Origin of the sequence: Paraburkholderia sp. BL25I1N1 (assembly GCF_003002025.1) — a bacterium.
In the GTDB taxonomy this organism is placed as follows: domain Bacteria; phylum Pseudomonadota; class Gammaproteobacteria; order Burkholderiales; family Burkholderiaceae; genus Paraburkholderia.
In genome coordinates, this window is sequence record NZ_PVZB01000011.1 from 102,525 (window position 1) to 129,131 (window position 26,607).

At 63.2% G+C, this 26,607-nt stretch carries 30 protein-coding genes; 11 read left to right on the forward strand and 19 right to left on the reverse strand.

Features of this window, described 5'->3' with window-relative positions; all coding sequences use genetic code 11:
- Positions 1 to 47: 47 nt before the first annotated feature.
- Positions 48 to 785: a metallophosphoesterase gene (locus tag B0G73_RS17800; protein WP_181196573.1), complete on the forward strand. Its 738-nt coding sequence runs from the start codon at positions 48 to 50 to the stop codon at positions 783 to 785.
- A 126-nt stretch (positions 786 to 911) separates the two neighbouring features.
- Here B0G73_RS17800 and B0G73_RS17805 read toward each other — a convergent pair whose 3' ends face one another.
- Positions 912 to 1,613 carry an RES family NAD+ phosphorylase gene (locus B0G73_RS17805; RefSeq protein WP_106282635.1) on the reverse strand — a complete coding sequence of 234 codons (702 nt, stop codon included), beginning with the start codon at positions 1,611 to 1,613 and terminating at the stop codon, positions 912 to 914.
- A complete protein-coding gene (locus B0G73_RS17810; protein WP_106282636.1) occupies positions 1,610 to 2,047 on the reverse strand; it encodes an MbcA/ParS/Xre antitoxin family protein in 438 nt (145 codons plus the stop codon). The genes B0G73_RS17805 and B0G73_RS17810 overlap by 4 nt, the downstream gene beginning before the upstream one ends.
- A 111-nt stretch (positions 2,048 to 2,158) precedes the next feature.
- On the opposite strand from B0G73_RS17810, the gene B0G73_RS17815 reads away from it, so the two are divergent.
- Complete coding sequence (locus B0G73_RS17815) at positions 2,159 to 2,767, forward strand: hypothetical protein (RefSeq protein ID WP_106282637.1); 609 nt, start codon at positions 2,159 to 2,161, stop codon at positions 2,765 to 2,767.
- Positions 2,768 to 3,046: 279 nt separating this feature from the next.
- On the opposite strand, the gene B0G73_RS17820 is transcribed toward B0G73_RS17815, so the two are convergent.
- Together B0G73_RS17820 and B0G73_RS17830 are read right to left on the reverse strand one after the other, a co-directional pair.
- Complete coding sequence (locus B0G73_RS17820) at positions 3,047 to 3,448, reverse strand: DUF2442 domain-containing protein (RefSeq protein ID WP_106282638.1); 402 nt, start codon at positions 3,446 to 3,448, stop codon at positions 3,047 to 3,049.
- Between the two features lie 299 nt (positions 3,449 to 3,747).
- Entirely contained in the window at positions 3,748 to 4,599 is an 852-nt protein-coding gene (locus B0G73_RS17830; protein ID WP_106282639.1) for a LysR family transcriptional regulator, read from the reverse strand.
- Positions 4,600 to 4,700: 101 nt separating this feature from the next.
- Here B0G73_RS17830 and B0G73_RS17835 point away from each other — a divergent pair, with 101 nt between their 5' ends.
- Positions 4,701 to 5,084, forward strand: coding sequence for a tautomerase family protein (locus B0G73_RS17835; RefSeq protein ID WP_106282640.1), 384 nt, complete (start codon positions 4,701 to 4,703; stop codon positions 5,082 to 5,084).
- Between the two features lie 72 nt (positions 5,085 to 5,156).
- On the opposite strand, the gene B0G73_RS17840 is transcribed toward B0G73_RS17835, so the two are convergent.
- A complete protein-coding gene (locus tag B0G73_RS17840; protein WP_106282641.1) occupies positions 5,157 to 5,951 on the reverse strand; it encodes an SDR family NAD(P)-dependent oxidoreductase in 795 nt (264 codons plus the stop codon).
- A 202-nt stretch (positions 5,952 to 6,153) separates the two neighbouring features.
- Here B0G73_RS17840 and B0G73_RS17845 point away from each other — a divergent pair, with 202 nt between their 5' ends.
- Positions 6,154 to 6,990, forward strand: coding sequence for a TOBE domain-containing protein (locus tag B0G73_RS17845; RefSeq protein WP_106282642.1), 837 nt, complete (start codon positions 6,154 to 6,156; stop codon positions 6,988 to 6,990).
- Positions 6,991 to 7,016: 26 nt separating this feature from the next.
- On the opposite strand, the gene B0G73_RS17850 is transcribed toward B0G73_RS17845, so the two are convergent.
- The 4 genes from B0G73_RS17850 to B0G73_RS17865 form a co-directional block, all read right to left on the reverse strand.
- A complete protein-coding gene (locus B0G73_RS17850) occupies positions 7,017 to 7,718 on the reverse strand; it encodes a sulfate/molybdate ABC transporter ATP-binding protein (protein ID WP_106282643.1) in 702 nt (233 codons plus the stop codon).
- Between the two features lies 1 nt (position 7,719).
- Positions 7,720 to 8,394, reverse strand: a complete 675-nt coding sequence (modB, locus tag B0G73_RS17855; protein WP_106282644.1) for a molybdate ABC transporter permease subunit — start codon at positions 8,392 to 8,394, stop codon at positions 7,720 to 7,722.
- Positions 8,395 to 8,416: 22 nt separating this feature from the next.
- Positions 8,417 to 9,190: a molybdate ABC transporter substrate-binding protein gene (modA, locus tag B0G73_RS17860; protein ID WP_106282645.1), complete on the reverse strand. Its 774-nt coding sequence runs from the start codon at positions 9,188 to 9,190 to the stop codon at positions 8,417 to 8,419.
- Positions 9,191 to 9,326: 136 nt separating this feature from the next.
- The gene (locus tag B0G73_RS17865) at positions 9,327 to 10,028 is read right to left on the reverse strand and encodes a phosphatase PAP2 family protein (protein WP_106282646.1); all 702 of its coding nucleotides are present in this window, start codon (positions 10,026 to 10,028) and stop codon (positions 9,327 to 9,329) included.
- 433 nt (positions 10,029 to 10,461) lie between these two features.
- Here B0G73_RS17865 and B0G73_RS17870 point away from each other — a divergent pair, with 433 nt between their 5' ends.
- A complete protein-coding gene (locus tag B0G73_RS17870) occupies positions 10,462 to 11,658 on the forward strand; it encodes a PHB depolymerase family esterase (RefSeq protein ID WP_106282647.1) in 1,197 nt (398 codons plus the stop codon).
- A gap of 107 nt (positions 11,659 to 11,765) precedes the next feature.
- Positions 11,766 to 11,942 (forward strand): DUF3563 family protein, encoded by a 177-nt coding sequence (locus tag B0G73_RS17875; protein ID WP_095422103.1) that lies wholly within the window; start codon positions 11,766 to 11,768, stop codon positions 11,940 to 11,942.
- A gap of 120 nt (positions 11,943 to 12,062) precedes the next feature.
- Here B0G73_RS17875 and B0G73_RS17880 read toward each other — a convergent pair whose 3' ends face one another.
- The 6 genes from B0G73_RS17880 to B0G73_RS17905 all read right to left on the reverse strand — a co-directional run bounded on the left by B0G73_RS17880 (position 12,063) and on the right by B0G73_RS17905 (position 17,022).
- Positions 12,063 to 12,239, reverse strand: coding sequence for a tryptophan-rich sensory protein (locus B0G73_RS17880; protein WP_258193351.1), 177 nt, complete (start codon positions 12,237 to 12,239; stop codon positions 12,063 to 12,065).
- A gap of 75 nt (positions 12,240 to 12,314) precedes the next feature.
- Positions 12,315 to 13,814, reverse strand: a complete 1,500-nt coding sequence (locus tag B0G73_RS17885; protein WP_106282648.1) for a deoxyribodipyrimidine photo-lyase — start codon at positions 13,812 to 13,814, stop codon at positions 12,315 to 12,317.
- Positions 13,815 to 14,016: 202 nt separating this feature from the next.
- On the reverse strand, positions 14,017 to 14,436 hold the full coding sequence (locus B0G73_RS17890) for an organic hydroperoxide resistance protein (protein ID WP_106282649.1): 420 nt from the start codon (positions 14,434 to 14,436) through the stop codon (positions 14,017 to 14,019).
- Positions 14,437 to 14,610: 174 nt separating this feature from the next.
- Positions 14,611 to 15,063, reverse strand: coding sequence for a MarR family winged helix-turn-helix transcriptional regulator (locus B0G73_RS17895; RefSeq protein ID WP_012428590.1), 453 nt, complete (start codon positions 15,061 to 15,063; stop codon positions 14,611 to 14,613).
- A gap of 166 nt (positions 15,064 to 15,229) precedes the next feature.
- Positions 15,230 to 16,036 (reverse strand): BPSS1780 family membrane protein, encoded by an 807-nt coding sequence (locus tag B0G73_RS17900; protein ID WP_106282650.1) that lies wholly within the window; start codon positions 16,034 to 16,036, stop codon positions 15,230 to 15,232.
- Entirely contained in the window at positions 16,027 to 17,022 is a 996-nt protein-coding gene (locus B0G73_RS17905) for a homoserine kinase (protein ID WP_106282651.1), read from the reverse strand. The genes B0G73_RS17900 and B0G73_RS17905 overlap by 10 nt, the downstream gene beginning before the upstream one ends.
- On the opposite strand from B0G73_RS17905, the gene B0G73_RS40515 reads away from it, so the two are divergent.
- Positions 16,969 to 17,175: a hypothetical protein gene (locus B0G73_RS40515; RefSeq protein ID WP_181196581.1), complete on the forward strand. Its 207-nt coding sequence runs from the start codon at positions 16,969 to 16,971 to the stop codon at positions 17,173 to 17,175. The genes B0G73_RS17905 and B0G73_RS40515 overlap by 54 nt on opposite strands.
- Before the next feature lie 72 nt (positions 17,176 to 17,247).
- On the opposite strand, the gene B0G73_RS17910 is transcribed toward B0G73_RS40515, so the two are convergent.
- Positions 17,248 to 17,643 carry a hypothetical protein gene (locus tag B0G73_RS17910; protein WP_012428587.1) on the reverse strand — a complete coding sequence of 132 codons (396 nt, stop codon included), beginning with the start codon at positions 17,641 to 17,643 and terminating at the stop codon, positions 17,248 to 17,250.
- Between the two features lie 199 nt (positions 17,644 to 17,842).
- On the opposite strand from B0G73_RS17910, the gene B0G73_RS17915 reads away from it, so the two are divergent.
- A complete protein-coding gene (locus B0G73_RS17915; RefSeq protein WP_012428586.1) occupies positions 17,843 to 19,369 on the forward strand; it encodes an AMP nucleosidase in 1,527 nt (508 codons plus the stop codon).
- 58 nt (positions 19,370 to 19,427) lie between these two features.
- On the opposite strand, the gene B0G73_RS17920 is transcribed toward B0G73_RS17915, so the two are convergent.
- Together B0G73_RS17920 and B0G73_RS17925 are read right to left on the reverse strand one after the other, a co-directional pair.
- Positions 19,428 to 19,958 carry a chromate transporter gene (locus tag B0G73_RS17920; protein ID WP_106282652.1) on the reverse strand — a complete coding sequence of 177 codons (531 nt, stop codon included), beginning with the start codon at positions 19,956 to 19,958 and terminating at the stop codon, positions 19,428 to 19,430.
- A complete protein-coding gene (locus B0G73_RS17925; protein WP_106282653.1) occupies positions 19,955 to 20,524 on the reverse strand; it encodes a chromate transporter in 570 nt (189 codons plus the stop codon). The genes B0G73_RS17920 and B0G73_RS17925 overlap by 4 nt, the downstream gene beginning before the upstream one ends.
- Before the next feature lie 97 nt (positions 20,525 to 20,621).
- Here B0G73_RS17925 and B0G73_RS17930 point away from each other — a divergent pair, with 97 nt between their 5' ends.
- Positions 20,622 to 21,539: a transcriptional regulator GcvA gene (locus B0G73_RS17930; protein WP_106282654.1), complete on the forward strand. Its 918-nt coding sequence runs from the start codon at positions 20,622 to 20,624 to the stop codon at positions 21,537 to 21,539.
- Positions 21,540 to 21,599: 60 nt separating this feature from the next.
- Here the strand turns inward: B0G73_RS17930 and B0G73_RS17935 are convergent, their stop codons facing one another.
- Positions 21,600 to 22,343, reverse strand: coding sequence for a TIGR00730 family Rossman fold protein (locus B0G73_RS17935; protein ID WP_106282655.1), 744 nt, complete (start codon positions 22,341 to 22,343; stop codon positions 21,600 to 21,602).
- Position 22,344: 1 nt separating this feature from the next.
- On the opposite strand from B0G73_RS17935, the gene polA reads away from it, so the two are divergent.
- Together polA and B0G73_RS17945 are read left to right on the forward strand one after the other, a co-directional pair.
- On the forward strand, positions 22,345 to 25,086 hold the full coding sequence (gene polA, locus B0G73_RS17940) for a DNA polymerase I (protein WP_106282656.1): 2,742 nt from the start codon (positions 22,345 to 22,347) through the stop codon (positions 25,084 to 25,086).
- 164 nt (positions 25,087 to 25,250) lie between these two features.
- Positions 25,251 to 26,600 carry an NAD(P)/FAD-dependent oxidoreductase gene (locus B0G73_RS17945; protein ID WP_106282657.1) on the forward strand — a complete coding sequence of 450 codons (1,350 nt, stop codon included), beginning with the start codon at positions 25,251 to 25,253 and terminating at the stop codon, positions 26,598 to 26,600.
- Positions 26,601 to 26,607 lie beyond the last annotated feature (7 nt).

Genomic DNA, 26,607 nt, shown 5'->3' on the forward strand with positions numbered 1-26,607 from the left:
ATGGCCAGCGCGCATACGTATCGCGGATGCCGCATTATCATGAAACCATGGCTTCCGTACTCGTCAATTCCGTCCAGCATCACGCCGCGAACCAGAGCGGCCGCGACTTCGTGGTAGGCGATCTGCATGGTTGCGTCGATGCATTGCGCTATCTGCTGCGCGTGATCACATTCGATCCGGCGCGGGACCGGTTATTTTCGGTCGGCGATCTGGTGGACCGCGGCGAGCATTCCGAACTGGCTTTGGCGCTGCTCGACAAGCCCTGGTTTTTCGCTGTGCTCGGCAATCACGAAGACACCCTGTGCGCCGTGGCCGACGGACGCTTGCGGCGTCAATGGTGGTATGGAATTGGCGGCATCTGGGCGGCGCAATTGTCCAACGAACGCTTGCAGCATTACGCTGAGATCTTGCGCGGGTTGCCGCTTGTGCGCGTGGTCGGCAGCGGCAAGGAGCGCTTTAATGTTCTGCATGCCGAATTTTTCGGCTCGGACGCGGAGCTCGACGCGGGCAATTTCTCCGAAGAAACCCGCCAGCGATTGCTGTGGGGCCGCGACCTGGCGTTGGGCAATGGCGATCCGCAGCGGCAGCGCGGACTCTCGCTGACTTATTGCGGCCACACGCCGATGCGCGACATCAAGCAGGTCGGCTCGCAGTTGTTCATCGACACCGGTGCGTTCGGACCGGGCGGCAAGCTCACGATCGTGGAGCCGCTCGCGTTGCGGCGCTGGTCGATCTCGACCGAAGAAGCGCGCGCGGAAGGCGCGGCGGCGCTGGCGCTGCCTTGACGGCGGGCGGCGCGCGTCGGCCGACACGTTGGCCACGTATTGGCCGCACATGGGCCATACGCCGGCCGCGCTCCGGTCGCGCATCAGCCACGAATGGGCCACGCATCGACCATTCACGCCGCGCGATCAGCCGACCTGGCTGAGTTCGAACACCATATCCACGCTCGTGCCATTCCAGTTGTATTCCAGATACGCCGCGTGATGGCAGTCGCGTAGCAGCGTGGTCTTGAACGCGGCGAGGCATTCGCCGCCGTCATCGCGCACCGACGGATACACGATACCCGGCGCACCCGCCTCGCGGACGGCTCGGCCGAGCGACTGTCCGGCCAGGTAGTCGTCCGGGGACAGCACCGCGAGATCCACCGACGTGTCGTCGCGAATGTCCACCACGTTGCCTTGCGCGACGACGGTGTAGAGACGCATTTGCTGGCGCATGGGCGGCTCGGCCGTCGCTTCCAGAAATTTCCCCGTGTGAAAACGCGTTTCGGCGATGGCGGTGGCGCGTGAGCGGGCGCAATAGAACACGCCGTACGTGCCGTCCGAGAAACGGCTGCCGAGCGGATTGAGATGCGTCAACGCGGCCATGATCGGCCCGTAGCCCGGCCCGAAGCGGCGCTCTTCGCGCGGCACCAGTTCGAGTTCGCCGACTTCGGTGCGCAGGCGGTCGTTGGTCATTGCTTCGAGCGCGTACAGCGCGTCGAAATCTTCCGGCGAGGCAACCCGGTCGAACAGATTGACGGCCGGAAAGCGCGTCGGAATCACGCGATACGCGGGCGACCAATCGAGCGGCGCCGTGCGCCAGCGGTCCTGCCAATGCGGTTGTGTCACGCCCAGCCGCCTCGCATTGCGTCGAGATACTGGCGCACGGCCACGAGGTCGCTGATGTTGCCTGCCAGCATGCGGTCCAGCGCGCGGCGGCCGCCGAACGGCGGCGCGCTGTTGGGGCGTTTGATCCAGGTGTCGGCGGCACTGGCTTGCGGCAGCAGGATTTGCAGTGCCTTGTAGATGCCGAGCAGCAGCGATAGGCGTTCGAGCGTGTCGCGCCCGAGGCGCGCCGTTTCAGGCGTGGCCTTCCATTTGAAATAGGTGGAGCGGCCCGGCGAACCGAGCAGCACGATCTGTTCTTCCGCGCTCAGGTCCCAGTCACGCGCAATGTTGAAGAACGCACGTAGACCCGCCGCGGACATTTCCGTTAGCGTGGGTTCCGAAACCGGCCGAGGAATCGGCGCTTCGGATGGGGTGGCGCGGGCAGCGTGAGCCATGAGCGGATAAGTCCTAATTTGTACTTGAAAGTGATATTAGTCTAAATGTGGATTTTTGCAAGAGAATATAATCCTGGCTTGTCATAAATCGAAGATCAGGAGAAGCAGGAGATGGGCGTTCGAGCAGTAGCAGCAGGAGCGGCGCTTGCCGTGTGGTGTATGTCGAGCGCGGCGACGGCCGCCGGTTACGCCGAAGTGTGGAATCCGCCCGAGGCGAGCGGGCATGTCGGAAGCCAGGCAAAGAAGCCGGGGGCGGCCAAAGTCAAGTCTAATGCCGGTTCGAAGACGGCGCCGAAGGCCACTTCAAAGGCCGTTTCGAAGCGCGTTGTAGCGGCTGAAGCGCACGGCGATCAGCGCGCGGCGCATGCCGGCGTGAACAAGGTGGCCGCCAAGGGCGCCGCGAAGAGCGGGACCAACTCCACGCACACAGGCAAAACCGGATCGAAAGCGGCCGTGGTCGCGCAGAGTAAAAAGCCGCACGCGCAACTGGTCCAGACGAATGCGGGGCAGGGCAAGGTCGTGCGCGCGAATCTGGTGGTTCCGGCTCGTCAGGCTCGTCCGCAAACGGCCAAGGTCGTGGCAAAGACCGGCGCGGCGAAACCGGCTGCATCTCACGTGAATGTGCCGGCCTCATCCGCAAACGTTAGCGCCAATCCGGCGAACGCAACGAGCAATCCCGCTACAGCCAGCAGCGGTTCGCTGCCGCCAATCCTTCATTAATCCGCAATCAAGCTGGGCGTTTGCGTTTCGGTTTGCTGCGCGGCAGACCTAACGTTACGCGTCCAAGTTCGAGGATGCGCACCGATGGCTTTTCCAGGCGCGGCGACTGGACCTTTCACGCGTGCCGGTACGACTCGACGTCAGTGGGCTGCTTCGGCGCCAGGTCGATCAGTTTCGCCCCGCTCGACGGCATCGCCGAATGCCAGTTCAGGCGCCATGCAGTACGCGAGGCTGCGCTGCCGGCAAGCGCCTCACGCCCCGCGATGCGGATTTACGCAGCTAGGCGGCTTTGCGCGGACGCCCGCCTTTCTTGCCGTTCTCCCGCGCCGCAGCCGATTTCGCGTCGGATTTGACGCTGCCGCCGCTGCGGCCGATATCGCGCATCCACGCCTTCGATCCGAAAACGCCGTCGATCAGGCCGTGAACCGACACCACGACGTCGAGCGCCGGAAAAACGAGCGCCGACCCGAGACCGAAGATCTGGATCTCGCGGAGATCCGTAGGCGCCGCGTTGTGCAAACCCTCGATAAAAGCGATCGGCACCAACAACGAGATGCCGTTTGTCAGCGCGATATCGAGCCGTTTAGTGCGTGGTTTGTAGCTTGCGCTGCGCGCGGCGGGGCGCTTGGCGGTTTCGGCGCCGCGTTCCTGAGCAAGCCGCCATTCTTCGCTGCTGTTCATGAGTGGATTCCTTTCCAGGCGGAGCACAGGAACGGCACCATTTCACTAAGGCATTCAGCCAGCCGGCGCGCTTCGCGTTCTGAATACCCTCGAGCCATCGCGGATGGATACCGGGCCGTCGGGACAATTCAAGATAAAGATAATCTCACCATCCGGACCGAGTACATGAACATGTGGCGGAGCGTGATCGTGAGGGTAAATCACCACGAGCAGCCCGTCGATCCGGGCAATGATGAGCATAGCCACGATTATATACCGTAGCCGCTTGGGTTTTCATCTGAACGGACGCCATCAGTAACTCAAACGCTCGCCAACCCATTCGTCACCAGCCGCAACGTCTCCACCGACCGCTGGTCTCTCACCCGCGAATGCAGCGTCACGCGCGATTCCGGCAGCGTTGGCAAACCCAGCCGGGGGCCGACGTCGATCAGCCCACGCGGCGCCACGCGGCGCGCCAGCGGCGACACCGCCAGTCCTGCCGCCACGGCCGCGCCGACGGCCGCCACGCCGCCACCGACGAACACCTCCTGCCAGCCGACGCCCGCCTGCGCGAGCGCGCGGAGCGCCACGTCGCGCACGTTGCACGGCGGGCTCAACAGCGCGAGCGCTAGTGGCTCGCCGACTCGCGGCAACCACGCCGGCGTGGCGAGCCAGCCGAGCGGTTCGCTGAACAGCACCTGGGCCTCGTCGCGCGGCGGTTCGTCGGCGCCATAGCGGACAATCACCGCGTCGAGGCGGCGTTCGTCGAATTGCGCGAGCAGCGCGGCCGACGTGCCCAGATGCAATTCGATCACCAGACCCGGGTCGTGCGCATTGAGCTTGCCGAGCAGGTGCGGCAAGTCTGGTCCCGCGACATGCTCGCTGAGTCCCAGCGCGAGCCGCCGTCGCTCGACCGAGAGCGACCCGAGCGCGCGTTCATGCGCGTTCAGCAGATCGCGCGCGGCGCTAAGAAACGCGTTGCCGCCGGCGGAAAGACGCACCACGCGCGGCGTGCGCTCCAGCAATTGCTTACCCAGATGCGCTTCCAGCCGCTTGAGCTTAAGACTGACGGCCGATTGGGTCGTGTCCAGCGCGTCCGCGGCACGCGTGAAGCTGTGCAGATCGGCGATCAGAACGAAGGCCCGGACCGCATCGAGATCGAGAACTTTCATTTCTGATGAATATAGATGAAATCAGTAATGATGTCTGTTCATTATGACTGAGCGCGCCTAAGCTGTGTTTACCCAATCAACGCAGCCAAGGAGATTTCATCATGCCGCTCACACGAATCGCATTGCGCGCAGGCAAGCCCGTCGAGTACCGGAAGGCGGTGACGCGGAGCATCCAGCGCGCGCTGGTGGACACCTTCAACGTGCCGAAGGACGACATCTTCATGCTGATCACCGAGCATGAGGCCGGCAATTTCGTGTACGACAACCAGTATCTAAACGTCGAGCGGAGCGACGATCTCGTGATTATTCAGATCACGCTGAACAACACCCGCACCCTTGAGATGAAAAAGGCGCTGTACAAGCGGATGGCGGACGAACTGGCGGAATCGCCCGGACTGCGACGAGAGGACGTGTTCATCAACCTCGTCGAAGTGTTGAAGGAGAACTGGTCGTTCGGCAATGGGATTGCGCAGTACGCATTGTGATGGTTGCGGCCGTCATGTGACGTGAAAACGGGCGGCCATGCCGCCCGCCGTTCGTTGAAAAAAGCAGCAACGTCACGCAATCGTATCGATCACGCCGCCGTCGACGCGCAGCGCCGCGCCGGTCGTCGCCGAGGCCTGCGGCGAGCAGACGTACACGACCATGTTCGCCACTTCCTCGGTGGTGGCCGCGCGCTGAATGATCGAACTGCTTCGATGCTCGCGGACGAACTCCGTGGCGACCTGCTCGACGGTTTTGCCTTGCTCTTTGGCCGTGTCTTCGACCATCGAACGGAAGCCGTCGGACAAGGTCGGTCCGGGCAGGACGGCATTCACCGTCACGCCGCTGCCGGCCGCCTGTTTGGCGATGCCGCGCGCGATGCTCAGTTGCGCCGTCTTCGAGAAACCATAAGCGAGCATATCCGGCGGAATATTCAACGCCGACTCGGACGAGATCAACACCACGCGGCCCCATTTGCGCTCCATCATCCCTTTGAGGTAGTGGCGCGTGAGCCGCACGCCCGACATCACGTTGACCTGGAAGTAGCGCTCCCAGTCATCGTCTTCGGTGGTGAAGATGTCGCCGGGTCCGAAGATACCGAGGTTATTCACCAGGATATCCGCCTGCGGCACGGCTTTCGTCAACGCCTCGCAACCCTCCAGCGTGCCGAGGTCGCCCGCGAAGCCCTGCAATTTCGCTTGCGGCGTGCTCTTGCGGATCGTGTCGATCGCGCGGTCCACCGCCTCCTGCTTGCGTCCGTTGATGATGGTATGCGCGCCTGATGCGGCAATGCCGGTGGCGATGGCAAGGCCGATGCCCGCCGTGGATGCACTGACGATAGCCGTCTTGCCCGATAAATCGATGTTCACTGTCTTGCTCCTTGTTGAAGTTGCAGCGCGCCGGCCGTGGCCAGCCGCGCCGAAAATGCAAAGGGCCTAGTGTTCGAAGCGTCGAACTCGAAGTATCCCATCTATCCGTTTTCGAGGTCCGCCAGGTTAGCGGCCGGTGGCGCAGGCTCGCGTCGCTATAATGATTCGTCGTCCTCTCCTCGGTCATCGACCGCTCTTTGCCATGACATCCGACCGCACCGATCCTTCCCGCGAAACGCTTGAACTCGGCGGCTCCGTCTGGTTTCAGGCGGGCGCGCAGACGCTCGGCGGCGCGTCGCGGATCGCGCTGCTTGCGGCGATCGGCGAGACCGGCTCGATCACCAGCGCGGCGAAAGCTGTCGGCATCAGCTACAAAGGCGCGTGGGACGCCGTCGATACGATGAACAATCTCGCGGGCGAGCCGCTCGTCGTGCGTCTGACCGGCGGCAAAGGCGGTGGCGGCACCACGCTGACGCCGCGCGCCCTCAAACTGATCGAGACGTTTCGCGCGGTGGAGCGTGAGCATCAACGCTTCCTCGAACGCGCGGGCGCGGCCATCGAAGGATTCGCGACGGACTGGGATCTGATCGGCCGCATCGGCGTGAAGACGAGCGCGCGCAATCAACTATATGGCACGGTGTCGACGATCACGCGCGGCACCGTCAACGATGAAATCACGCTGGCGCTGCCCGGCGGCCACGCGATCGTTTCCGTCATTACGCATGAGAGCACCGAGACGCTGGGGCTTGTCGAGGGCGTGGCGGCGTTCGCGTTGATCAAGGCGTCGTGGGTCGTGCTGCTCGTCGACAACGCGAGCGGCGCGCCGCTCAAACTCTCGGCGCGCAATCAGCTGCGCGGCACCGTGCAGAGCGTGAAGCGCGGCGCGGTCAATGCCGAGGTATCGCTGGTGCTGGAGGGCGGGACGGTGATCACCGCAGTGGTCACCAATGAAAGCGTCGACACGCTCGGCCTCGTGGAAGGCCACAGCGCTGTTGCGGCGTTCAAGGCGTCGAGCGTGATACTTGGCGTGAAGGACTGAGCGCGGGAAGCGCTTGCTGTTGCCCGTCAAGGCTCGCTGCGTGCATAGCCGGCGAACGGATGATCCTCGCGCACGCGGCCGTCGCTGACCTGCACGACCTGATCGCCGAAGGCGGCGACATCGTCGGGATCGTGCGTGATCAACACCATCGGAATATCGAGCCGCGCCTGCAGATCCGATAACTCGCGGCGCATGCGCTGACGCAAAGCGCTGTCGAGTGCCGAAAACGGTTCGTCCAGCAACAGCACCTGAGGTTGCGCGACGAGCGCTCGCGCCAGCGCCACGCGCTGCTTTTGTCCACCGGAAAGCTGCGCTGGATGATTACCCGCCACGTTCTTCAATTCCAGCGCGTCGAGCCAGTAATCGATCTGCGGATGCGTGATGCGCCTGCGCGGATTGAGCCAGCCCTGCTGCAAGCCGAAGCCGATGTTCTGCCGCACGTTCAGATGCGGAAATAGCGCGTAGTCCTGAAACAGATAGGCGAGCTTGCGCGCTTGCGGTTTCAGATCGACGCCGCGCGCGCTGTCGAACAGCGCGTTGCCATGCAGCGTGATCGAGCCTTCGTCGGGACGCAGCAGGCCGGCGATAGCCTGCAACGTCAGGCTCTTGCCCGCACCCGATGGTCCGAACAGTACCACGCGTTGCGAGGTGGCCTTGAAGGCGACGTCGAGCGTGAAGCGGCGCTCGGCGGTCTGGAAGGTCTTGCGGATGTCGACGGCGAGCAGCATATCAACCCGACTTCAACAGTGTGTGCTGCGGAACGAGGCGCCCCGCGAGCAACAGGATCACGACGCACGTCACCGAGGTCACGAGCACGAGGAAATTCGCGGTGCTGTCGTCGCCGGCTTGCACGGCCGAGTAAACCGCCACGGACAAAGTTTGCGTGCGGCCCGGCAGATTGCCCGCGATCATCAGCGTCGCGCCGAATTCGCCGAGCGCTCGCGCGAACGCCAGCAGGCCGCCGGCGAGAATGCCGCGCGCGGCGAGCGGCAGCGTCACGCGAAAGAACACGGCCGCTTCGCTGACGCCGAGCGTGCGCGCGGCCCGTTCGAGTTGCGGATCGACGGCCTCGAACGCGGCGCGCGCCGATTTCAGCACAAGCGGAAACGCCACGACCGTCGACGCGATCACCGCACCCTGCCATGTGAACACCAACCGAATATCGAAACGCTCGAGCCAGCCGCCGATCACACCGCGCCGTCCGAGCAGGACGAGCAGGTAGTAGCCGAGCACGGTGGGCGGCATGACGAGCGGCAGCATCAGCAGCGAATCGATCACGTCGCGCGCGCCGGAGCGCCAGCGCGATAAACCGAAGCCCGCGGCGACACCGAATATCAGATTGAGCGCGGTGGCCCAGCCCGCCACTTTCAACGACAGCAGGAGCGGAATCCAGGCCTGTTGCATGAGCGTGCGCCGTCTGGTGAAGTTAGTGCGCGGGTTTGAAACCGTGCTTGGCGAGCACGGCCTGACCGCCGGGCGACAGCACGAAGTTCATGAACGCTTGCGCGTCCGCGGCATGGCGGCTGCCTTCCACTTGCGCGATCGGATAGGTGATCGGCGTTTGCGTCGGCACGTTCAGCGCGACCTTAACCTTGTCCGGCATGACGGCAGCGTCGGTGCTGAACACGAAGCCGGCGTCGACTTCGCCGCGCGATACGTAGTCGAGGCTTTGACGGACGTTCGACGCCAGCACGGCCTTCGCGCTCACGGCATCCCACACGCCGGCAGCCTGCAGCGCGCCCTGCGTGTAGCGGCCGACCGGCACGGACTCCGGATCGCCGTACGCCACGCGCTTCACATTCGCCGACGTCAGATCGTCGAGCCTGGTCGGCGCGAAATGGCTGTTGGTCGGCACGATCAGCACCAGTGAATTGGCGGCGAAGTCCTTACGCGTGCCCGGCACGATCACTTTTTCGGCGGCGGCCTTGTCCATGGCTTTTTGATCCGCGGACGCGAACACGTCGGCGGGCGCTCCCTTGACGATCTGTTGCATCAGCACGTCGGAGGCGCCGAAGTTCAACAGCACCTTGGTGCCCGGATGCTGCTGCTCGAACACTTCGCTGACCGCCTTGAAGGCGTTGGTCAGGCTGGCGGCGGCTGAGACCACCAGTTCGTCGGCGCGCGCATTGGCGCTAATGGCGACGGAGACGGCGCTGGCGATGAACAACGCTTGCTTTAGAAGCCGGCGGGAGAGTGTCATGAAGACTTGGAAGTCCGGCGTGAACCGGATCGGCGGGGTTAAAACGCTATCGTAATATATGCAAGGTTATAACGGTGACCTATGACAATTATTCAGCCCCGCGCATGAAGCGGTATGTCAAACAACGGGAGACGATTCAGATGTCGGACGAATGCGGCGGCGCCAGCGTGTTGAGCGTTTGCGACAGCGGCGCCATGGCGGGACGGACGTCGCGCACAGCCTTCCACTTTGCGCGAATGAACGGCCGGTCATGACCGGACACTTTCAGCGCGATGTGCGTGACCCAGCGCTGCGTCGGCACGTGCACGCCGTGCGCCAGCACCGCGAGGACCATCATGCTGACGGCGACGGGCAGCGCCGACAGCCGGCCCGGCTCTGCATGCCAGGCGAGTCGGACGAACACCAGCGCCGTTACGGCACCGGTCAGACAGCCGGTAATGGCTTCAGATGGCGAGTGGGCGCTCAGCACCACGCGCGACAAACCCACCGCGATCCCCGCCGCAAGGCCGAGCAGCACGCCGGCCAGCCGGATGACCGGCCGAGTCGGCAAGAGCATAAGGAACAGAACGACCGGATAAACGGCAGTGGACAGCATGGCGTGACCGCTTACGCCGGTGAAATCCAGTTCGCGCACGCCGACACCCCAGCCGAGAAACGCCAGCTTCGTCACCGTCACGATGCCGATGGCCGCGCCGAGCAGCAGCAGCCAACCGGCCGCCATGCGCCACGTGTAGCCGACCGCCAGCCATAACGCGATGGCGAACGCGAGCGGCAGCGTCATGCCGGCGCTGCCGAGGCTGGTGATCGAATACCAAAGGTGGGGAGCTAAATCGGGCATGGCAAAAGGGCGACCAAGGCCGCGTAGAATCGGATTGGTGATGAGTTAACGCACGAACGGCGCAAATCGCCGACGCGGCCGGCGCGGCAAAGTCCGTGCCGCAAAATCAACCGCCAGTATAGACGGGTGCTGCAGGGCGGTTGCGCTGCGCGTGAGACTTTTCTGTCGCAGGGAGTTCGCTGGCGAACAGGCGGCAAACATTCGGCTGACAAGTGGCAAACAATGCGACAAGCGGGCGGCGGCCGGGCAGCGAACGAGCCTTCGCCGAGCTTTGACGCTGGCCTCGCCACAAGGTTCGCCGAGCGGAAATTGGGGTCCCGGATAGTACTCCGAGGTTCCAGCATTGCATGGGGATTGGTGTTATTGTGCATTGCACAACAAAGTACCGTTCCACCGGACGGACCCTGTCCCTTTTTGCGAGGTTTTTCTGCCAATGGCAAAAAGTCTATCGAAAATCTGGCTGCGCGGTCTCAAGCGCCTGCTCGCGATCCAGACTGAGCACGCCCGCAAGACTACCAAGCGCACCACGACGCGACCGGCGCGACCCGCCACTAGTAAGCCGTCCACCAAAGTTCGCCCGATCAAGCCGGCCGCGGTCGTGCGCGCGCCCGCCAAACGCGAGGCGCCGCGCGCCATGGCTCGTGAATCGCGGGTGCGTCCGCGCGCCTCGGCATGGGCGAGCGGGTCGTGGACGCGCTCGTTCCACTCGGCGCCTGCCGCGCCCGGCCGGCTCGTCAATCACCTTCAGTACGGCTTGTATGTCCCGACGGGCCACGCACTCGAGGCCATGCCGCTAGTGGTGATGTTGCACGGCTGCACGCAGTCGATCGAAGAATTCGCCGAAGGCACGCGGATGAACGTGCTGGCCGACCGCTTCGGCTTTGCCGTGGTCTATCCGGAACAGTCGAAGCACGTGCACTCGCACCGCTGCTGGCATTGGTACGACGCGGGCGAAAGCGCCGGCGGCGCCGAAGCACGCGCGGTGGTCTCGCTGGTGGACGCGCTGGTCGCCCAGCACGGGTTCGACGGCGAGCGCGTGTATGTCGCCGGAATCTCCGCTGGCGCCGGCCTGACGGCGCTGCTCGCCCTCAATCATCCGGAGCATTTCGCGGCGGTCGCGCTGCATTCCGGCCCTGCTTTTGGCGAGGCGCGTTCCGGCATTACGGCGATGGACGTCATGCGGCGGGGCGCGCGTCGCGAGCCGGCCGAACTGGTCGACGAAACCGCCGACGTGGCGCGTTACCCCGGCATGCCGGCCATCATCATCCACGGCGACGCCGACCATGTGGTCTCGCCGGTCAATGCCGACCAACTGGCGGTGCAGTTTCTCCGCCTGAACCGCATCGTCGACCAGAACGGCGCGCGCAAATCCGGCGAAGTCCGCGAAGACCGCAAGGGTGGCGTGGTCATGCGCGATTATCTTCGCGGCGGACGGCGTGTGGTCCGGCTGTGCCGCGTGCAAGGGCTTGCCCATGCCTGGAGCGGCGGCGACGACGCCGTGCCGTTTCATTCCGCCAAAGGTCCCGACGCAAGCGCGATGGTGTGGGAATTCTTCAAGCACCAGCGCCGCACGGGCGTCGGCCGTATCGCGGAAGCCGATGCCGCAGCGGCCTCGGCGGCGGCGCGGTGATCTCGTTGCAACACTTCGAAATGAGTGCTGGCATGTTCCTAGGGTTTTCCCTATAATGAGGGTTATCCCTTAGGCGTTAACGCCTAAACTCATTGTCGAGGTTGACCATGTACCTGCTTAGCCGCCTGTTTCTGTTTCTGACCAAATCGCCCGATCAACTCGCGAAAGAACGCGCTGACGCTTTCCTCGCTGAAGCAACGGATCTGTATGATCTGGAATTCCGTATGCGTAAGCTGGACCGTGAGGCGAACGTTCGCCAACCGTCGTGGATGACCCAGCACTAAGCTGCGTTAGTTAAAGCATCGGCGTGGATGCAACGCCGGTGTTCGGGGGTGAGGCGCCCAAGCTGTCGCAAATCGTTGCAAGCGCTCAGACAGCCGGATTCAATTGCCACAACGCGTGATTCAACACCGCGGCGAACGCCACCCAAGCCACACCCAAGCCACGTAAGGCATCAATAGTCCGCCTGCCCAGCGGTCTCGTCGCCAGAATGCAAATGTCAGCGCGACAATCAATATCCGCACCATCAGAATATCGGTCAGCGCCACGTCCGGTCGATGCAGGCCGAAGAATGGCCACATCCAAGCTGCGTTGAACAGCAACTGCACCAGCCATAAAACGATCGCTATGCTCAGGCCGTCGACGTAAGCGTGTGCTCACTTGCCGAAACGCGCCAGCGTGCGCGCCCGCGCCTCGGCATGGTCGACGATCGGTGCCGGATAGTCCTTGCCCAATGTCACGCCGAACTCCGCGAGCTTTTCGCCGCCCGCCAGCCACGGCGCATGAATCCACTTCGACGGCAGCTTCGCGAGCTGGGGCAGATACCGCTTAATAAAGCGTCCTTCGGCGTCGAATTTTTCGGACTGCGTGATCGGATTGAAGATGCGGAAGTAAGGCTGTGCGTCGCATCCTGTCGACGCCGCCCATTGCCAGCCGCCGTTATTTGCCGAGAAATCGAAGTCGTTCAACTGTTCGGCGAAGTACCGCTCGCCAAGCCGCCAGTCCACGCCGAGATCCTTGACCAGAAAACTCGCTGTCACCATCCTCAGGCGGTTGTGCATATAGCCGGTGCGGTTCAGCTGCAGCATCGCCGCGTCGACGAGCGGGTAGCCGGTGCGGCCGTCGCACCATGCGGCGAACGCCTCGTCGGCTTCCGGGCCTTGCTCCCAGCGCAGCCGGTCGTACTCTTCCTTGAACGACGCGCCGCTCGCGAGCCGCGGATGATGCGCCAGGATCATGAAGTAGAAGTCTCGCCAGATCAGTTCCGACAGCCACGTCGCCGAACCTTCCCCGTCGGGTTGCAGCGACATCTCGTGGGCGAGGCGCGCGAGCGTGCGGATCGAGACCGTGCCAAAGCGCAGATGCATCGACAGATAGCTCGGGCCTTTGACAGCGGGAAAATCGCGCCGGTCCTTGTAGCTGTCGATGCGCGTCGCGAAATCGTCGAGCAGGCGCTGCGCGCCGCTCATGCCAGTGGGCAGATCCAGTTCAGCGAGGTTGCTCGGCGCAAAGCCGAGCTGGTCTAGCGTCGGCAAACGGCGATTGAGCTTTGAAGGCACTGCCGCCAGATGTTTCTCGTACGTTTCCACCGGATACGGCTTCAGATCGAAAGCTGTCAGCTGCTTGAGCCACGCGTTCTTGTAGGGCGTGAACACCGTGAACGGCTTGTTCTGCCCAGTGAGTACCTCGTCGCGCTCGAAAATCACCTGATCCTTGAAACTCAGCCATTGGCGTCTTGCTCCGGTAAGCGTCTCGCGGACCGTCTCGTCGCGCGCAATCGCGACCGGTTCGTAATCGTGATTCGCGAAAACCGCGTCCACGCGAAGTTCGTCGGCGAGCTTCGGCACGAGGTGCGTAGGGTCGCCGTGCAGCACGATCAGGCCGCCGCCGTTGGCACGTAATGCTTCGTCCAGTTCACCCACCGCCGCGAGAATCGACTCGACGCGGCGATCCTGGGGCTGCGTGTCCGGATGACGAGCCTGCCAGGCGTCGATCAGCGGCTGCAGGATCGTCGTATCGAACACGAATACGCACCACACGCGCTGGCAATGTTTGAGGGCGTAGTAGAGCGCGGCGTTGTCCGTGCTGCGCAGGTCGCGGCGAAACCACACCAGCCCGGTGTCGAAAGAGTCGTTCAAGCGTCGGACGCGTGTCATCTGGAACGTGGATAGTGAAAACAATGTGGAGGGCGGCGCTCTTGCCGGCTGCGCTGTGGACCTGCATTGCACATTGCATGCCGCGTCCGCGAACGACACAGCGCCCGCCCCTATTGTGCAGGGTGCGGGCGCTGTTCGTGACGAGCTGCGCAGTTTTCCGCGCCGCTCGAGCGATTCTCTAACGATGCATCGAATCCGTCGCTCAGGCGATTTGCAAGCGGACGTCGACGTTGTTGCGAGTGGCGTTCGAGTACGGGCAGACCTGATGCGCCGCGTCGACCAGTTCCTTCGCCGCGCCGGCGTCCAGACCCGGCAGCGAGACGCGCAGGTCGATGTCGAGTGCGAAGCCGCCCTTGTCGTTCGGGCCGATGCCGACTTCCGCCGTGACTTGCGTGTCAGCCGGCAGGGTCTGCTTCTTCTGTCCGGCGACGAACTTCATGGCGCTCAGGAAACACGCCGAGTAGCCTGCAGCAAAGAGCTGTTCCGGATTCGTGCCCGCTGCGCCCGTGCCGCCCAATTCACGCGGTGCCGCCAGCTTCACGTCCAATGCATTGTCCGACGACACTGCACGGCCGTCGCGGCCACCGGTGCTCGTTGCGCTTGCTTTGTAGAGGATGTTCATGGTGCTGCTCCTTTGTCTGGGTTGTCAGGATCTGCCAATTTGCCGCTCTTTGCTGAGCCCGCCGTTCTGGCGGAGCGCTGTCGCAGCGGCATGTGAGTAAGATAGTACACAAATCATTTGTGTGCAAATGAATTTTCGCATCGCAGCGATAGCGCGCGTTTTGCAGCGAACCGGCTAGTGGTCCATGTAATCGTTGAGGGTGGCGCGCAGGCGAGTCAGGTCGTCGCGCAAACGCAGCAGAAATTCGGGCGTCTGCTGGGTCGCGCAGAAGATTTCCGCGGGCACTTCGCGCGCCTGGCGCTTGAGTGCCGAGCCGGCTTTGGTGAGCCGGATGTACACGAGACGCTCATCCTCGACACCGCGTACCCGCTCCAGCAGTCCTTGAGTTTCGAGGCGTTTAAGCAGCGGCGTGACCGTCGCCGAATCGAGGTTCAGACGCGCGGCCATGTCCTTGACCGTGACGTCGTCGCTCTCCCACAGCACCAGCATGGCGAGATATTGCGGATACGTGAGGCCCAGCTTGTCCAACAGCGGCTTGTATGCCTTGGTCATGGCAAGTGAGGTCGAGTAGAGGGCGAAACAGAGTTGCTCGTCGAGCGTAAAGGGCAAAGCGGGGCGCTGGGTCATGATGCATCTCGTATAAAAAGAGCGTGCAAATGGATTGCGCGCAAACCATTGTGCCGCAAATCGACGCAGGTTGACGAGTGCAGTTTGAAGATGCAGGGAACGGCGAGGGCAGGCGCCGCCGCGAGCGCGGCGCGGGCGCCGGAGCAGCGCCCGCGTCAGAACGGAATCAGGCCGCCGGCGTGGTCGGCAAGTCCGGTGCTTCGGGCGTTTGCACGCCGAAGCAGCCGCGATAGGTCGCGTAGAACGAGCAGTAAAGCATGGTCGTGACGATCATCGTGGCGGGCATCAGGATGGCGAACGCGAAGTCGCCCGCGCCGAGCGCCTGCATCAGCGCGGACAAGCCGAGCGACACCGTCATCGCCACCGCGAACCACAGCGCGCCGAACACGATGAACGCGCCGCGGTTGCGCCAGCAACTGACGAGACTGAAGAACATCGCCTTGACGGGCGGCACGTCATGCCACGCGGCGAGAATGGGCGAGAACCAGAAAATCATCGCCATTGGAATGTAGACCACGAAAGCCGTAATCACCGCCAGCGGGATATTGCTGTTGGCGATCGCGTCCTGATCCATCGTGGCGGCGCCGAGCATGACCTTCAGCAGCATGCCGCCGTCCGCGAGCGCTGAGGCGGCCAGCACCAATGCCATCGCGACGACGTAGAGCACGCCGAGCACCAGCAGCCGCTTGGCGACCACCGGGCCGTACGAGTGAAAACCGTCCACCAGAATGGTAGGGAACACCGGTTTGCCGGCGATCGTGTTGCGGCACGCCGCCATGAAGCCGACCGCGACGCCCGGAATGAAGGCCAGCGGCAACACACCGCCGACCACCGGAATCTGCGCCACGAGCGTCATCACCAGCAGATAGGTGAAGAACAGCGTCAGGAACGCGAGCGGGTTCTTGCGGAACAGCCAGATACCCTGCCGGAACCACACATAGCCGGCTTTCGCGGGGACTTCGATCAGTTGCATGAGGTATGAATGCCTGGAAGTGCAACGCCGGTCAGGCGTTCGCGCAGAATGCGCTCGAAATGGCCGGGGTCGTGCGGTTTGAGCAATTCGGCCGCGCGCGGCAAATAAAAATCATACAGGCGCGAGACCCAGAAACGGTACGCGCCCGCTCGCAGCATGTCGCCCCAATGGCGGTTTTCTTCGGCGGTGAAGGGGCGCACGGTCTGGTAGGCGCGCAGCATGGCTTCGGTGCGCGCGTCGTCGAGCTTACCGGTGGCGAGGTCGACGCACCAGTCGTTGACCGTCACCGCCACGTCGAACAGCCATTTGTCGCAGCCGGCGAAATAGAAGTCGAAGAATCCGCCGAGGCGCACTTCGTGGCCTGTCTCCGGCGCGGCGTGCGCGAACATGGCGTTGTCGCGGAACAGATCGGCGTGGCACGGGCCTTCGGGCAGCGCGGCGTAGTCGGCGGAGGCGAAGAAAGCTTCCTGATGCGCCAGTTCGGAGGACAGCAGATCGCGTTGCTCGCCTTCCAGAAACGGCAGGATGGTCGGCACGGTTTCCTGCCACCACGGCAGGCTGCGCAGATTCGGCTGATACCCCGTGTAGTCGCGTCCCGCCAGGTGCATGCGCGCCAGCATTTGCCCGACTTCGATGCAGTGCTCGACACCCGGCGCCAGTTCCGGCGTGCCTTCGAGCTTGGTCACGATGGCCGCGGGCTTGCCATGCAAGGTGCCGAACAGCGCGCCGTCTTCGCGCGGCATGGGGTCCGGCACCGGTACGCGGTGCGCGGCCAGATGCCGCATGAGGTCGAGATAGAACGGCAGCTGTTCGGCCGTCAGCTTTTCGAAAATCGTGAGGACGTATTCGCCGCGCGTCGTCGTCAGGAAGAAGTTGCTGTTCTCAATACCGGAGGAAATGCCGCGAAATTCGACGACGTCGCCGAGATCGTAATGGCTCATCCATTCTGCAAGTTGGGGTTCGGTGACAGCGGTGAAGACAGCCATGCGGGAAACGTCGGATCAGGTTGGTCGGGCTGGCGCGATTCGGCCAGTGCGATGTGCGGCAAATGCGGTATCGGGAAAGCGTTCTTGCGGCGCCGTGAAGCGCGGCGGTATTTTCAATGCCTGACCGCCAAGGTGGCCGACCGGGCAGTCTGAGGCTCGAGACGGCGTCTTGCCGGCGCGCGGATCCGGGCGGCGGCCCACACCGGGGCGCCGCCCCGGCATGCGTCAATAGGTCAGGTGCACCGACGGCAAACGCGTGCTTGCGCGGCCGTTGTCGCGCACGGAGGGCGACGTGTCGAGCGGCGCGCTCATTTGATAGCGCGTGCCGAGGTTCGAATGCACGTTGATTTCGACAGGCTTGCCTTTGTCGCGATACTCGGTGATTTCGGTGCCGTTTGCGCTGCGTTCGTAGAAGCTCGGCGTGCGCGGGACGTTGATTTCGACCTTCGAACTGACCTCGGCAGCCGGACGATTGATCTTCTCCAGGTCGGGCAGACCGGCCCGTTCGTTGGCGGACTGAGGCACGCCGGGAGCCGGTGTATCGTCGACAGGCTGGGCAGCCATCGCGGCGTTGCCAAAGGCGAAGGCCAGTGCAACGGCGACGGGAAGGAGCGGCTTCATGGTGATTCTCCAATATGGTGCCCCGATTCTAGCAAATCCCACCTGCTCCTCGGGCGCGACCGCCTTATTTTGCGCCGCTTTCGCGCGGCGTGCGCGCAAACTTGCGGGCGCTGCCGCAACGTGTGTTGCAACACCGTCAGGTGATTTGGCGAGCAACGGTTCCGTGGTAATGTGGCCTCATCATTAGAGGCGAATGAAGATGAACAACGATACCAATCAACGCGCGGTGCAGACTCCCGCCAACAGCTTCCCAACCGAATCCTTCGACGACGCGACCGAGGCCGTCACCCGTCTCTCGGCGATCTACGAAGCGAACACTTCGTTTCTGCGCGACGCCTTCGCGCGCTATCGCCGCAACGAGTTGTTCGAACGCCGGGTACGCGCCTGCTATCCGTTCGTGCGGGTGTGCACCGAGGTCAACACGCATATCGACTCGCGCCGTTCATATGGTTTCGTCGCGGGTCCGGGCGTGTTCGAGACGACCGTCACGCGGCCCGATCTGTTCGGCAACTACTATCGCGAGCAATTGCGCCTGCTGGCCAAAAACCATCACGTGCAGATCGAAGTCGGCGTGTCGGACCAGCCGATTCCAATTCATTTCGCTTTCGCCGAGGGCATCCACCTCGAAGGCGATCTGGATCGCGAGCGCCTGTTCCTGATGCGCGACGTGTTCGACACGCCGGACCTGGCGCTGCTCGACGACCGCATCGTCAACGGTACGTATGAACCGCTGCCGGGCGAGCCGCATCCGCTTGCGCTGTTCACGGCGGCGCGGGTCGATTTCTCGCTGCATCGGCTGAAGCACTACACGGCGACCTCGCCCACTCACTGCCAGAACTACGTGCTGTACACGAACTACCAGTTCTATATCGACGAGTTCGTCAAACTCGGCCGCACGATGATGGCCCATACCGACGACGAAGAACTGCGCGCCTATCGCAGCGAATACACGTCGTTTGTCGAGCCGGGCGACGTGGTCACGTACAACGCGAATCTCGGCGAGCAGGAACAGGAAGGCACGGCGCCGCCGCGTCTACCGCAGATGCCCGCGTATCACCTGAAGCGCGCCGACGGCAGCGGCATCACGATGATCAACATCGGCGTTGGACCGTCGAACGCGAAGACCATCACCGATCACATCGCCGTGCTGCGTCCGCATGCGTGGATCATGCTCGGCCACTGCGCGGGACTGCGCAACACGCAGCGTCTCGGCGACTATGTGCTGGCGCACGGCTATGTGCGCGAGGACCACGTGCTCGACGACGACTTGCCGCTGTGGGTGCCGATTCCGGCGCTCGCCGAAGTGCAGGTGGCGCTGGAGCGCGCGGTCGCGCAGGTCACGCAGCTGGACGGCGTCGAACTGAAGCGCGTGATGCGCACGGGCACGGTGGCGAGTGTGGACAACCGCAACTGGGAGTTGCGCGATCATCGCGAGCCGGTGCAGCGGCTCTCGCAAAGCCGGGCGGTTGCGCTCGATATGGAGAGCGCGACGATTGCCGCGAACGGTTTCCGTTTCCGTGTGCCTTACGGCACCTTGCTGTGCGTGTCGGATAAGCCCTTGCATGGCGAATTGAAGCTGCCCGGCATGGCCGATCAGTTCTATCGCGCACAGGTCGATCAGCATCTGCAGATCGGCGTGAAGGCGATGGAGCTATTGCGGATGAACGGCCTGCATCGTTTGCATAGCCGCAAGTTGCGCAGCTTTGCGGAAGTCGCGTTTCAGTGAGCGTGTTTTTTGCGAGCAAGGGCGAGCGCCACATCGGCTCGCTCTTGCCCGATCAAAGTCAAAACTGCCCGAAGCCGGTTAAGCCGATCAGACTGCCGGCTGCGAGAAGCCACAGCGGATGGATGCGCGTGGTCATCGCCATGACAGCGGTGAACGCCGTAATCGCCCAGGCAATGGCGGTTGGATTCGACGCTTCGGCAATCAGCGCAGCGCTCGCCGCGATGATGCCGGCGGTCACCGGCACCAGTCCCAGCTGCGCATAGCGCCGCCACGGGCGGTCCTTGAAGCGCTCCCACGCATGCATCGCGAGGATCGTCACCAGCGACGACGGCCCGAACTTCGCCACCGACGTTACCAGCATGCCGGCCCAACCGGCCACATGCCAACCGATCAGCGTGACGATCATCAGATTCGGCCCCGGCGCGGCCTGCGCGAGCGCGAACAGCGCGCTGAATTCGCTGGCCGGCATCCAATGATGCACATCCACCACCTGCCGCTGCATCTCCGGAAGAATCGTATTGCCGCCGCCGAACGCGAGCAGCGAAAGCTGACTGAAAATAACGGCGAGGGAAATGAGCGTGTCGTTCATCGTGCGCTTCTCGATGCGATGTAGATGCTGAGCGGCGTCAGCACCAGCATGGTGGGCAGAAGCGGCAGCCGCATGATCGCAATTGCAATGAAGCCGAGTGCCGCGATGAGCGCGGCCATTGGGCTACGCCGCAGCGGCAGCACGATTTTCAGGGCCATCGAGATCAACAGGCCAGCCGCGGCGGCCGCCAGACCGGCAAACAGATGACGAACGTGCGGGTCGTTTTGCGTGTGTTCGTACAGCACGCCGAGGCCGATCACCACCAGCGACGGTCCCGCGATCAGTCCAAGCAGACCGGCCAGCGCGCCCGGCACGCCGCGAAAGCGCATGCCCATTGCCACCGAAAGGTTGATCACATTGCCGCCCGGCAAAAACTGGCAGAGGCCCAGCAAGTCGGCGAATTCGTCGGCGCTGAGCCAGCGGCGTTGCTCGACCAGCGCCCGACGCGCCAGCGGCAGTGCGCCGCCAAAGGAGATCAGCCCGAGGCCGAGAAAGCCGCCGAAGATTTCCCGCAAGGTGGGCGTAGGCGCAAGCGCGGGCTCGGACGAGGTCAGATCGTGGTCCATATCGGTTAGCTTCCAGTTCAAGCTCAGGAGGTTAGCGCCGAACCGGCCTCAAGCAAAACGATTTTTGAGCACCGCTTTGTGATCTAGAATCACAAGCATGGCCCGTAATCTTCCTCCGTTTCCCGCGTTGCGCGCATTCGAAGCTGCGGCGCGGCATGAGAGCTTCACCGCGGCAGCGAACGAATTGCATGTGACGCACGGTGCAATCAGCCGGCAAGTCGCGGCTTTCGAAACATGGCTCGGCGTGCAGGTGTTTCAGCGTCGCGGCAAACGCGTGCGTTTGACCGACGACGGACGCCGCTACCTGTCCACCGTCCAGGCTGCATTCGACAGCATCGCGCACGCCACGGATCAATTGCGCGACACCGGTGTCGTCCATGTGCTGCGCGTAAATGCGTTGCCTACCTTCGCGATGAAATGGCTGCTGCCGCGGCTGCATCAGTTCCAGCGCAAGGTGCCGAACGTGGAGTTGCGACTGGCAACCTCGAATGCACCCGTCGAGACGCTGGACGCTTTCGACGTTGCCGTGCGGCGTGGTCCCGCGCATTGGCCCAATTGCGTGAGCAGCCATTTTCTCGGCGAGACCGAGATCCCGGTGTGCAGCCCCGCGTTGCTGCAGCGCTCGCCGATCAAGGTTGCCGACGATCTCGCGCGGCACGTGCTGCTGCACTCCGACACACGGCCCGATGCCTGGCGCAACTGGTTAGCAGCGGCTGGCGTGACGGCGAAATGCCGCAAAAAACAGTCGTTCGATCACTTCTATCTGGCCTTGCAGGCTGCGGTGGACGGCCTCGGCGTGGCGCTGGGCCCAGTGCCTATGCTGGCGGATGAGCTAACTTCGGGACGGCTCGTGATGCCGCTGGCGGCTCCGCGTATCGATGCGCGCGGCTACTGGTGGGTGGCGAGGCGCGAGGCCGCGGAGGCGCCGCTCGTGAGCCAGTTCTGCGAATGGCTGCAAGCGCAAGGCGATCAGTTCGATCAAATGGAAACGGGCAGCCTTGAGGCTGCCCGTTAGGATCTGCATATCCACACCGCTGCGTGCATCATTTCGCGCCATGGCGCGAAGCGCGCAGCCTCACAGATAGAACATCCGGTCTTCGTCCGACTTGGTCGGCTGCGGCTCGGTTTCTTCGCGGTCTTCATAGAACTTCAGCACCGCTTCGAGCACCTGGTCCGGATCGTCGATGACCTGCATGAGGTCCATGTCGGTCGGATTGATCAGGCCCATGGGTGTGAGCGAGTTCTTGAACCACGCGAGCAGGCCTTCCCAGAACTCGGCACCCACCAGGATGATCGGCACATGGCGCGACTTCTTGGTCTGGATCAGCGTGAGCACTTCGGCGAGTTCGTCCAGCGTGCCGAAGCCGCCGGGCATGACGATCACCGCGTCCGAGTTCTTCACGAACGTGACTTTGCGCGTGAAGAAATGGCGGAAGCGCAACGAGATGTCTTGCCACTGATTGCCCGACTGCTCGTGCGGCAATTCGATGTTCAGACCGACCGAAGGCGCCTTGCCCGCATGCGCGCCCTTGTTGGCCGCTTCCATGATGCCCGGGCCGCCGCCCGAGATCACGGCGAAGCCGGCATCCGAAAGCTTGCGCGCGATTTGCGTGGCCAGTTTGTAGTAGGGTGAGTTCGGTTTCAGGCGCGCTGAACCATAGATGCTGACAGCCGGACGAATCTCCGAGAGGTACTCGGTCGCCTCGATAAACTCTGCCATAATCGTGAACATCTGCCACGATGCGCGGGCCTTTTTGGCCGTTGCGCGCTCTTGATCTGCGAGTGATCGCAGACTCGGAATCACTTTTCTCTTAGTCATAATGCCTGAAGAACGAAGCCTTGAAGGTAAGACCCTGCTATTGGTCGACGGTTCGAGTTATCTGTACCGGGCCTACCATGCGATGCCGGATCTGCGCAGCCCCGACGGTAATCCGACGGGAGCGCTCTACGGGATGATCAACATGCTGCGGCGCATGCGCAAGGAAGTCACAGCAGAGTATAGCGCGTGCGTGTTCGACGCCAAGGGCAAAACGTTTCGCGACGACTGGTATCCCGACTATAAGGCGAACCGTCCGTCGATGCCGGACGACCTGTCGCGCCAGATCGAGCCGATTCATGTGGCCGTGCGCGCGCTCGGCTGGCCTTTGCTGATGATAGACGGCGTCGAGGCCGACGACGTCATCGGCACCCTCAGCACGGAAGCGGAAAAGCGTGGCATGAATGTGATCGTGTCGACGGGTGACAAGGATCTGGCGCAGCTTGTGTCGGATCATGTCACCCTCATCAATACGATGACTAACGAAACGCTCGACCGCGCCGGCGTGCTCGCCAAGTTCGGCGTGCCGCCGGAGCGCATTGTCGACTACCTGTCGTTGATCGGCGATACCGTCGACAACGTGCCCGGCGTCGAGAAATGCGGGCCGAAAACAGCGATCAAATGGCTGACGCAATTCGATTCGCTAGATGGCATCGTCGCACATGCTGACGAAATAAAAGGTGCGGTAGGAGACAATCTGCGCAGAGCGCTCGATTTTCTGCCAATGGCGAGGAAACTCGTCACCGTGGAGCGCAACTGCGACATGACCGACCATATCGTGTCGATCGAGGAAAGCCTGCAAAGCCGGCCGGAATCGCGCGAGGAACTGCGCGAGGTGTTCACGCGCCACGGCTTCAAGACGTGGTTGCGCGAAGTGGAAATCGCGGATGCCGTGGAAGGCCCGGAAACGGATGTGCCGCCGGCTTTGTCCGTGGATCACGAGCGGCACTACGACACCGTGCAGACGTGGGAACAATTCGACGCGTGGCTCGAGAAGATCAATGCGGCCGAGTTGACCTCGTTCGATACGGAAACCACCTCGCTCGATCCCATGACTGCTCAGATCGTGGGGCTGTCGTTGTCGGTCGAAGCCGGCCGCGCGGCGTATGTGCCGCTCGCGCATCGCGGCCCGGACGCGCCCGTGCAATTGCCGCGCGACGAAGTCCTCGCCAGGCTCAAGCGGTGGCTCGAAAGCGCCGAGCACAAGAAGGTCGGTCAGCATCTCAAGTACGACGAGCAGGTGCTGGCGAACTACGGCATTGAAATGCGCGGTGTCGAACACGACACGCTACTGCAATCGTACGTGGTCGAATCGCATCGCACGCATGATATGGACAGCCTCGCGCTGCGCCATCTCGGCGTGAAGACGATCAAGTACGAAGAGGTCGCGGGCAAGGGCGCCGGGCAGATCGGCTTTGACGAAGTCGCGTTGGACAAGGCCGCCGAATACGCGGCGGAAGACGCCGACATCACCTTGCGGCTGCACCAGGCGCTGTATCCGCAAGTGACTGCCGAGAAGACCCTTGAGTACGTGTATCGCGCGATCGAACTGCCGACCTCGCGTGTGCTGCGCAAGATGGAGCGCACTGGCGTGCTGATCGACGCGGAGAAACTGCGCCAGCAAAGCAGCGAAATTGCCACGCGTCTGATCCAGTTGGAAAGCGAAGCGTATGTGCTGGCCGGCGGCGAATTCAACCTGGGTTCGCCGAAGCAGATCGGGCAGATATTCTTCGAGAAGCTGGAGTTGCCGGTGGTCAAGAAGACGCCGAGCGGTGCGCCTTCCACGGACGAAGAAGTGCTGCAGAAGCTCGCCGAAGACTATCCGCTGCCGAAGATTCTGCTCGAACACCGCGGCTTGTCGAAGCTGAAGTCCACCTACACCGACAAGCTGCCGCGCATGGTCAACGCCACCACGGGCCGCGTGCATACGAACTATGCGCAGGCCGTGGCGGTCACGGGGCGCCTCGCATCGAACGATCCGAACCTGCAGAACATTCCCGTGCGCACCGGCGAAGGCCGCCGTATTCGCGAAGCGTTTATCGCACCGCCCGGACACAAGCTGGTCTCGGCGGATTATTCGCAGATCGAATTGCGCATCATGGCGCACATTTCCGGCGACGAATCGCTGCTGCGCGCGTTCTCGCAGGGCGAAGACATTCACCGCGCCACGGCCGCGGAGATTTTCAGCGTGACGCCGCTCGAAGTGTCGAACGATCAGCGTCGCGTGGCCAAGGTCATTAATTTTGGCCTGATCTACGGCATGAGTTCGTTCGGTCTCGCCGCGAACCTCGGCATCACGCGCGACGCAGCCAAGCTTTATATCGACCGCTATTTCGCGCGTTATCCCGGCGTGGCGCGGTATATGGACGAAACGCGCGTGAGCGCGAAGGCCAAGGGTTATGTCGAGACGGTGTTCGGCCGCCGCCTGTGGCTGCCGGAGATCAACGGCGGCAATGGTCCGCGCCGTCAGGCGGCCGAGCGCGCCGCGATCAACGCGCCCATGCAAGGCACGGCCGCCGATCTGATCAAGCTCTCGATGATCGCGGTGCAGAATTGGCTCGAAGCGTCGAACATCGGCACGCGCATGATCATGCAGGTGCACGATGAATTGATTCTCGAAGTACCGGACGCGGAATTGTCCGATGTTCGCAAGCGCCTGCCCGAGTTGATGTGCGGTGTCGCCGACCTGAAAGTGCCGCTGGTCGCCGAAGTGGGCGCCGGCCTGAACTGGGAAGAAGCGCATTGACGTGCGTGTGACGGGACGCGATATCGTCGTGCGCATGTCACACATGCGTATTGATGGCTTGTGACAACCCGTGCTGCTCGCGGACAATCGCTGAAAGACGGCGCCCATGTGATTCTCGTGTGCGCCGCACGACGCATAACCCATCGGCAAATACGGAGAGTTCCATGCATCGTTTTATCGTCGTTGGCGGAGGCGCGGGGGGATTGGAGCTGGCGACGCGTTTGGGCGATCGCTATGCACCCCATAAGAACAAAGGTGGTGTGCAGGCGCAGGTCACGCTCGTCGACCGCAACCCCACACATATCTGGAAGCCGCTCCTGCATGAAGTGGCGGCGGGCAGCATGGACCCGTTCACGCAGGAGCTGGAGTATGCGGCGCAAGCGCGTTGGCACGGCTTCGAATTTCAGCAGGGCGACCTGACCGGGCTGGACCGCGCGAACAGGCGCCTCACGCTCGGCACCGTGCTCGACGATGACGGCGCCGAGCTGCTGCCCGAACGCGAGCTCGAATACGACACGCTGATCGTCGCGATCGGCAGCACGACCGCATTCTTCGGTGTGAAAGGCGCGCCTGAATTTTCCCTCGCACTCGACACGGTTAGTCAGGCCGAGCGTTTTCGCAAACGTCTGATCGCGGCCTGCATGCGCGCCGAGCATCAGGTGCATGAACCCGTCGAAGCAGCGCCGGACGCCGGCGCGCCCAGCGAGCCGCGCATTCAGGTGGCGATTGTCGGCGGCGGCGCGACGGGCGTGGAACTGTCGGCGGAATTGCGCAACACGGCGCAGGTGCTATCCGCCTACGGTCTGCACAAGCTCGATCCGCGGCATGATGTTGGCATTGTGTTGATCGAAGCGGGGCCGCGCATTCTGCCGGCTTTGCAGGAGCGCGTTTCGACGGCCACGGCCGAGCTGCTCACCAAGCTCGGCGTGAAGTTGATGATCGGCGAGACCGTGGCCGAAGTCGCGCCCGGCATGATCCGCACCGCGAGCGGCAAAACCGTGCGCGCCGACTTGACGGTGTGGGCGGCCGGCATCAAGGCGCCGGCGATTTTGAGCGAGCTCGACGGCTTGCCGGTCAACCGGCTGGGGCAGCTCATCGTGCGCCGTACGCTGCAAACAGAAACCGACGACAACGTCTTCGCGCTCGGCGATTGTGCCGCTTGTCCGTGGCCGGGCAACGAGCGCAACGTGCCGCCGCGCGCGCAGGCGGCGCACCAGCAGGCGAGCTTCCTGATGAAGGCGCTGGCGGCACGGCTCGAAAACAAACCGCTGCCGGAGTTCACCTATCGAGACTTCGGGTCGCTGGTGTCGCTTGGGCATTTCAGCGCGGTCGGGAATCTGATGGGTGGGGTGATCGGCGGCAATATGCTGATCGAAGGGCTGTTCGCCCGCTTCATGTACATGTCGCTGTACCGGCTGCATATCGCCGCGCTGCATGGCTACGCGCGAATGGTGCTCGATACGTTTGCTCACTGGTTGCGCCGTACCACGCTGCCGCGGGTCAAGCTGCACTGAGGCGCGC

Bases quoted from the DNA above. Each gene is read 5' to 3' on its own strand.
- modA (WP_106282645.1), bottom strand. From the start codon at position 9,190: ATGACACTCTCCCGCCGGCTTCTAAAGCAAGCGTTGTTCATCGCCAGC.
- B0G73_RS17935 (WP_106282655.1), bottom strand. From the start codon at position 22,343: ATGACTAAGAGAAAAGTGATTCCGAGTCTGCGATCACTCGCAGATCAA.
- B0G73_RS17800 (WP_181196573.1), top strand. From the start codon at position 48: ATGGCTTCCGTACTCGTCAATTCCGTCCAGCATCACGCCGCGAACCAG.
- B0G73_RS17895 (WP_012428590.1), bottom strand. From the start codon at position 15,063: ATGACCCAGCGCCCCGCTTTGCCCTTTACGCTCGACGAGCAACTCTGT.
- B0G73_RS17810 (WP_106282636.1), bottom strand. From the start codon at position 2,047: ATGGCTCACGCTGCCCGCGCCACCCCATCCGAAGCGCCGATTCCTCGG.
- B0G73_RS17865 (WP_106282646.1), bottom strand. From the start codon at position 10,028: ATGCCCGATTTAGCTCCCCACCTTTGGTATTCGATCACCAGCCTCGGC.
- B0G73_RS40515 (WP_181196581.1), top strand. From the start codon at position 16,969: ATGGCTCATCCATTCTGCAAGTTGGGGTTCGGTGACAGCGGTGAAGAC.
- B0G73_RS17885 (WP_106282648.1), bottom strand. From the start codon at position 13,814: ATGACACGCGTCCGACGCTTGAACGACTCTTTCGACACCGGGCTGGTG.
- B0G73_RS17915 (WP_012428586.1), top strand. From the start codon at position 17,843: ATGAACAACGATACCAATCAACGCGCGGTGCAGACTCCCGCCAACAGC.
- polA (WP_106282656.1), top strand. From the start codon at position 22,345: ATGCCTGAAGAACGAAGCCTTGAAGGTAAGACCCTGCTATTGGTCGAC.
- B0G73_RS17815 (WP_106282637.1), top strand. From the start codon at position 2,159: ATGGGCGTTCGAGCAGTAGCAGCAGGAGCGGCGCTTGCCGTGTGGTGT.
- B0G73_RS17880 (WP_258193351.1), bottom strand. From the start codon at position 12,239: ATGTGGCCATTCTTCGGCCTGCATCGACCGGACGTGGCGCTGACCGAT.
- B0G73_RS17845 (WP_106282642.1), top strand. From the start codon at position 6,154: ATGACATCCGACCGCACCGATCCTTCCCGCGAAACGCTTGAACTCGGC.
- B0G73_RS17930 (WP_106282654.1), top strand. From the start codon at position 20,622: ATGGCCCGTAATCTTCCTCCGTTTCCCGCGTTGCGCGCATTCGAAGCT.
- B0G73_RS17905 (WP_106282651.1), bottom strand. From the start codon at position 17,022: ATGGCTGTCTTCACCGCTGTCACCGAACCCCAACTTGCAGAATGGATG.
- B0G73_RS17910 (WP_012428587.1), bottom strand. From the start codon at position 17,643: ATGAAGCCGCTCCTTCCCGTCGCCGTTGCACTGGCCTTCGCCTTTGGC.
- B0G73_RS17900 (WP_106282650.1), bottom strand. From the start codon at position 16,036: ATGCAACTGATCGAAGTCCCCGCGAAAGCCGGCTATGTGTGGTTCCGG.
- B0G73_RS17925 (WP_106282653.1), bottom strand. From the start codon at position 20,524: ATGGACCACGATCTGACCTCGTCCGAGCCCGCGCTTGCGCCTACGCCC.
- B0G73_RS17945 (WP_106282657.1), top strand. From the start codon at position 25,251: ATGCATCGTTTTATCGTCGTTGGCGGAGGCGCGGGGGGATTGGAGCTG.
- B0G73_RS17830 (WP_106282639.1), bottom strand. From the start codon at position 4,599: ATGAAAGTTCTCGATCTCGATGCGGTCCGGGCCTTCGTTCTGATCGCC.
- B0G73_RS17850 (WP_106282643.1), bottom strand. From the start codon at position 7,718: ATGCTGCTCGCCGTCGACATCCGCAAGACCTTCCAGACCGCCGAGCGC.
- B0G73_RS17920 (WP_106282652.1), bottom strand. From the start codon at position 19,958: ATGAACGACACGCTCATTTCCCTCGCCGTTATTTTCAGTCAGCTTTCG.
- B0G73_RS17835 (WP_106282640.1), top strand. From the start codon at position 4,701: ATGCCGCTCACACGAATCGCATTGCGCGCAGGCAAGCCCGTCGAGTAC.
- B0G73_RS17870 (WP_106282647.1), top strand. From the start codon at position 10,462: ATGGCAAAAAGTCTATCGAAAATCTGGCTGCGCGGTCTCAAGCGCCTG.
- B0G73_RS17875 (WP_095422103.1), top strand. From the start codon at position 11,766: ATGTACCTGCTTAGCCGCCTGTTTCTGTTTCTGACCAAATCGCCCGAT.
- B0G73_RS17890 (WP_106282649.1), bottom strand. From the start codon at position 14,436: ATGAACATCCTCTACAAAGCAAGCGCAACGAGCACCGGTGGCCGCGAC.
- B0G73_RS17820 (WP_106282638.1), bottom strand. From the start codon at position 3,448: ATGAACAGCAGCGAAGAATGGCGGCTTGCTCAGGAACGCGGCGCCGAA.
- modB (WP_106282644.1), bottom strand. From the start codon at position 8,394: ATGCAACAGGCCTGGATTCCGCTCCTGCTGTCGTTGAAAGTGGCGGGC.